Source organism: Pedobacter sp. (genome assembly GCF_035566355.1).
Lineage (GTDB): Bacteria > Bacteroidota > Bacteroidia > Sphingobacteriales > Sphingobacteriaceae > Pedobacter.
This window is the reverse complement of the sequence record NZ_DATMRL010000341.1, coordinates 1-5491: the sequence shown is the minus strand read 5'-3', so window position 1 is coordinate 5491 and position 5491 is coordinate 1. Positions and strand designations below refer to the sequence as shown.

At 42.8% G+C, this 5491-nt stretch carries 3 protein-coding genes and 1 pseudogene; 2 read left to right on the top strand and 2 right to left on the bottom strand.

The annotated features are described in order from the left end of the window. Positions 1–693, top strand: a 693-nt coding sequence (locus tag VNZ46_RS13175; protein ID WP_325560561.1) for a cytochrome-c peroxidase, incomplete at its 5' end; no start/stop codon positions are given. Between the two features lie 50 nt (positions 694–743). Here VNZ46_RS13175 and VNZ46_RS13170 read toward each other — a convergent pair. Continuing rightward, a complete protein-coding gene (locus tag VNZ46_RS13170; protein ID WP_325560560.1) occupies positions 744–3425 on the bottom strand; it encodes a glycoside hydrolase family 78 protein in 2682 nt (893 codons plus the stop codon). Between the two features lie 151 nt (positions 3426–3576). Between VNZ46_RS13170 and VNZ46_RS13165 the strand changes: the two genes are divergently transcribed. Next, positions 3577–5115 carry a family 43 glycosylhydrolase gene (locus VNZ46_RS13165; RefSeq protein WP_325560559.1) on the top strand — a complete coding sequence of 513 codons (1539 nt, stop codon included), beginning with the start codon at positions 3577–3579 and terminating at the stop codon, positions 5113–5115. Positions 5116–5132: 17 nt separating this feature from the next. Here VNZ46_RS13165 and VNZ46_RS13160 read toward each other — a convergent pair. Next, positions 5133–5491, bottom strand: a pseudogene (locus VNZ46_RS13160) (N-acetylgalactosamine-6-sulfatase); the annotation flags it as partial.

Sequence of the window (5491 nt, the reverse complement as noted above, 5' to 3'; positions counted from 1 at the left end):
AACTTGCAATGGAAAAAGAGTTATTTTGGAGATGCCAGAGCACAACATTTGTCTCAAACTGTTCTTAATGCCATCCAAAGTCCAGTAGAAATGGCCTCCAGTATACCTGCAGTTTTAGCCCGGCTCAATCAATCTGACGGTTATAAAAAGCAGTTTAAAAAGGTATTTGGAACAGAAGACATCACTGAAGAGAAGCTCAAAAAGGTACTTGTAGATTACCTGCAAACGTTAGTCACTTCCAATTCCAGATACGATCTGTATTCCAGAAAAGAAAGTCTGGACTATACCCAGGAAGAACACAAAGGGCTTATGATATTCAGGCAGAAATGCAGTCCCTGCCATGCCGGCGAATTATTTACCGATGAAAGTTTAAGAAACGCCGGTACAGGAACAGCTGCAGATCAAGGTCTTGGTCAACTTACAAAAAAGCCGGAAGATATGGGAAAGTTCAAAGTACCCAGTCTTCGAAATATAGCGCTAACCGCCCCATATATGCACGATGGCAGATTTAGTACCTTAATGGAAGTATTGAACCATTACAGCAACGGACTGAATAATGCCAAAGGTTTAGACAGTTCTTTGTACACACGGGGCAAAGCAGGGATTCCATTAAGTAACAAGGAAAAAAAAGAACTCGTTCACTTTCTGTTCACGCTCACCGATACCCAATTTATACGACAGGGCAATTACTGAAACTCTTGTATCAGCTAAACGGCTATGCTGTTTTTTCCCACGCTCAGCCCTTAAAATCCGTATTCAAAATGATAATCCCCTGAACCCCGGCTCAGTTGAAGATCCTTTCCTGCAGCATTTGAAGCTTCCGTTTTAAGACTCACCCCATTTTCCTTTACTTCCTTTTGTGCCGCCTTTGGCAATAACAAACTTGCCGTGGTATTGGCAGGAATAGAAATGTCCAGTATTATTTTTCCATTTTCAATTTTCCATTCCGATTTAATCAATCCGTAAGGCGTCATTAAAGTTCCTTTTGCCGACGTTAATTTCCCCCCTGGTTCGGGAGCAATCATAAACTGCTTATAGCCCGGGGCCGAAAGTTTAATACCTGCAATATGACTGTACATCCATTCTCCGATAGCACCATAAGCATAATGATTAAAAGAATTCATTCCATCATTCTGGAAGGTCCCATCCTCCTTAATTCCATCCCATCTTTCCCAAATCGTTGTTGCCCCCATTTTTACCGGATATAGCCAGGAAGGATAACTTTCCTGAAACAAGAGCTTATAAGCCACATCTGTATAACCAAAACGACTCAAAACCTGGCATAAGTAAGGTGTACCCAGGAAACCAGTTGTAAGATGGTTACCATAGGATTCCACATTTCTAACCAGGCGTTCCGCGGCCTGGGCCCTTAATGCTTCAGGGAGCATATCAAAATGAAGCGCAAGTACATAAGCCGTCTGCGTTCCCGACACCAGCCTTCCCGTACTGGTCATATATTCCCTCTGAAAAGCAGCTTTTATTTTCGCTAATAAAGCGGTATAAACTTCAACATCTTCTTTTTTACCCAAAACCTTTGCTGTATTAATTAAAAGCTGGGTAGAATGCGCAAAGAAAGTCTGTGCAATCAGGTATTTATCCGTTACAGCAGACCGGCCTTCCGTATCATCGTTAGGCCTGTAGAAAAGCCAGTCGCCAAAATGAAAACCGGTCGCCCAAAGGTCATTCCTAGATTGCGCAATCATATACCCCTCCCAGGCTTTCATACTGGCATATTGCTCCTCTAAAATCCGCTTGTCACCATAATTCTCGTACATTCCCCAAGGTATAATGGTAGAAGCATCTGCCCAGCCGGTTGCACCGCCTTGCCCGCTCCCCAATACATTCGGTATCACATGAGGCACACTTCCATCTGCATACTGATCAGCAGCCAGATCTTTAAGCCACTTGGTAAAAAAACCGGCCACATCCATATTGTAAGCAGCCGTACTAAAAAAGGCCTGAGCATCCCCTGTCCAGCCCAATCGTTCATCTCTTTGCGGGCAATCTGTCGGCACATCTAAAAAATTTCCTTTCTGACCCCAAAGTATATTGCGCTGCAATTTGTTCAGTAAAGTATCTGAAGTTACAAATGTACCATTCTGCTTCATGTCAGAATACAAAGCGATTGCTGTCAAAGCAGAAGGCTCCAAAACCCCAGGATATCCTTCTATTTTAATATATCTGAATCCATGATAAGTAAAATGCGGTTCAAAAACCTGCGTTCCTTCTCCATTGAGCACATAAGTGTTTTGAGATTTTGCACTCCGGAGATTCTGTGTATAAAAATTACCTTCCTTATCTAAAACCTCCGCGTGGCTAATGGTGATCCTGGTTCCAGCCGGTCCGGAAGCTTTAATTTGTTCCCAGCCCACCAGGTTCTGCCCAAAATCAGCAACAGTTTCCCCTTTAGGCGTTTTAAATATCCGGATCGCTTTAAACTGTTCGTGCTTTTTTACCGGTGGAGAAACCGTACCCAATAGTGGAACCGCATCATGTTTAAAAACACGCCCATCCAACCATCCCTTGAGCACTCTTCTGGAATCATACACTTCCCCATCGTAAATACCAGAGGAAAGAATCGCCCCATACTGATATTTCCAGCCGCTATCCGTTTTCAAAGTTTCTTTGCTGCCATCCGCATATTCCACCACAATCTGCAGCAAAAATGCCCTTTGATCTCCATAGTACTTCTGCTGGCCATCAAATCCAATCCTTCCTTTATACCACCCGTCGCCCAAAACAATACCAATCGCATTGTTTCCTTTCTTCAACAGAGCACTAAGATCATAAGCCTGATACTGTAGCCGGTTTTTATAACTGGTCCAGCCAGGTGCAAAATAATGATCTCCAACCCTTGAACCATTGATATGAGCTTCATACAAACCATTAGCCGTTAAATAAGCTGTTGCCCTGCGGATAGGTTTGGTGATCTGAATATCCTTTCTGAAATAAGGACTCGCTTTTGAAGTATCCTTACCCTCTACCGTAATCCATTCTGAGGTCCAGTCTGCAGCTTTAAGCCCCATTTGCCAGAAATGAACCGCAGACCAGGCCGACGTATTTCCATGGTTATCTCTTACCCTTACCTGCCAGAAATACCGGGTATCCGATTGTAATGCCGGACCACCATAATTGACCAGAACAGACTGACCTGTTTGTCGCGTCCCGCTAGTCCAAAACATTTCCTTTCCGGCTTTAAGCTTTACACTGTCTGTACCCACCCTGAGCTCATAGCTGGCTTGCAAAGTATTTTTCAGAGAAGTAGACAAGGCCCAGCTAAACCGCGGAACAGCACTATCTAAACCTATAGGATTATATTGATACTCTACGGTTTGATTTTTAACCGCCAGTTTCTGCGCAAAACTGTTTACGCTGAATAAAACCAGGACAACAAGAAAGAAACTATGTTTTAGCAAAAGATTCATGAGAACAAGAAATTTGGTTAGAAAATACAAGTATGCAAAGTATTTATGGAATTGGCATCCTGTACTGTAGGCCTGCTGTAATTCTAATTTATTAAGTTATCATTTTATATATATCTTGTATCAAAAAGCGTCAGGATTAACATTTATTTTTATGGAAAAGCGAATTACTCACTGTATAAATAGCTTATTGATCACCTTACTCAGTTTGACCATCAGCCTGAATACAGCACAAAGTCAAATCAAAAACTTCAATAAGAATGGCAGACAGATCACACGATTCAGCACCGTGGGCGATGCAGTAGATGCACATGACGGAGAAATAGCCCATTTTAACGGCATTTATTATTTATATGGTACAAGTTATGACTGTGGCTTTCAATGGGGCAATAAAACAGCTCCATTTTGCGGATTTAAAGTCTATTCATCAAAAGACCTGATGAACTGGGAAGACCGGGGCTTTTTGTTTAACGCCAATACCAAAGTCTGGCAATCCAGGTGTGATGGTAAAACATACGGCTGTTTCCGTCCGCATGTACTCTACAATAAAAAGACGAAATTATATGTATTGTGGATCAATGTTTACGACAACCGCATAGGTTATCGCGTATTCACGAGCAAATCACCCGTTGGACCATTTAAGGAAGTTGAAGAACCAAACTTAGCCGTAAATCACGATATGCCTGCAGCCGGATTAAACAATGGCGACCATGACCTTTTTGTAGATGACGACGGCACAGCTTATTTAGCCTACACAGATTGGCGCGCCAAAGGTTCAATTATAATAGAAAAACTCAGCCCAGACTATCTGACAGGAACAGGAGAACATGTCAAATCCGTAACCAGCGGTGAAACAGAAGCCCCCGGGTTATTTAAAAGAAATGGTATTTATTATGTTGTTTATTCCGATCCCAACTGCGGATATTGTGCCGGTACCGGAACCTCTTACCGCACAGCACCCACTGCTTTAGGCCCCTGGTCGGCCGCTAAAAAGATCAGCGACAACTCCTGCGGAGGACAGCCCTCTTTCGTTTCGACCATTAAGATCAATTCAGAAACCGTGTATTTATACGGAAGCGATTTATGGAACAATGCCGCTAAAAACGAAGCATTAGCCAATTTCTACTGGGCACCGCTCACCTTTGCAGCAGATGGCTCTATCCAGCCCTTACAATGCTATGAAGTGTACAAATCACCAAAAGCCTCCTCTTTACCAAAAACCAAATATCTCGACAGTTCTTCCGGTATTGAAGACTTTAGCACCAAATGTGATATAGGCAAACAAATACAAAGATCGCAATCATTCACCGCTAGCCGTTCAGGAAAACTCATTGAGGTAACCATTACATCCTACAAAACCGGTACACCAGATGCGGGCCTGACGGTTGAAGTTTACCCCTCCGACGCAACGAACAAGCCCACAGGCAAAGCGTTATACACTAAACTGATCCCCCCAGACGCTATTGGCTGGTCGGCAAAGAATATACGCATTACGCCTAACCTGCAGGTTGATAAAGGGCAGCAGTACGCTGTTGTACTCCGTTCAAATTCTTCATCAGACTGTTACGGCTTCGCCTTCAACGATTTTGGCTCTTATTCAGGAGGAAAAGCCACCATAAGCACAGACAACGGAAAGACATTCAACGTTGAAGAAAACAGAACATTGAAGTTCCAGACCTTTATAAAAAATTAAAACCTTTCCGCTCCTTTCTATTTTCTCATTTTGCTATCAACAAACTCCCATTCGTTAATATGCGCAGTCTGATGTTCTTTTTTTACAATTGCGTCCAGACGTTTAATAACATCCGGATGCTGAGCCGCCACATTATTGTTCTCAGACCGGTCATTCTGTAAATCAAATAACATCCAGGCTGCACCAGGGTTCTTCCGCATATTCAATTTTACACCTTTCCACTTGCCCATGCGAACAGCCAGTTGCCCACCCTTTTCAGGATACTCAAAATATAAAAAATCATGTTTCTTTTGTGACTTATGGCTACTGGTTAAGGTTGGCAGTAAAGAGATACCATCTGTAGGATTCATTTTTGCCCCGGTCATATCCGCAAAAG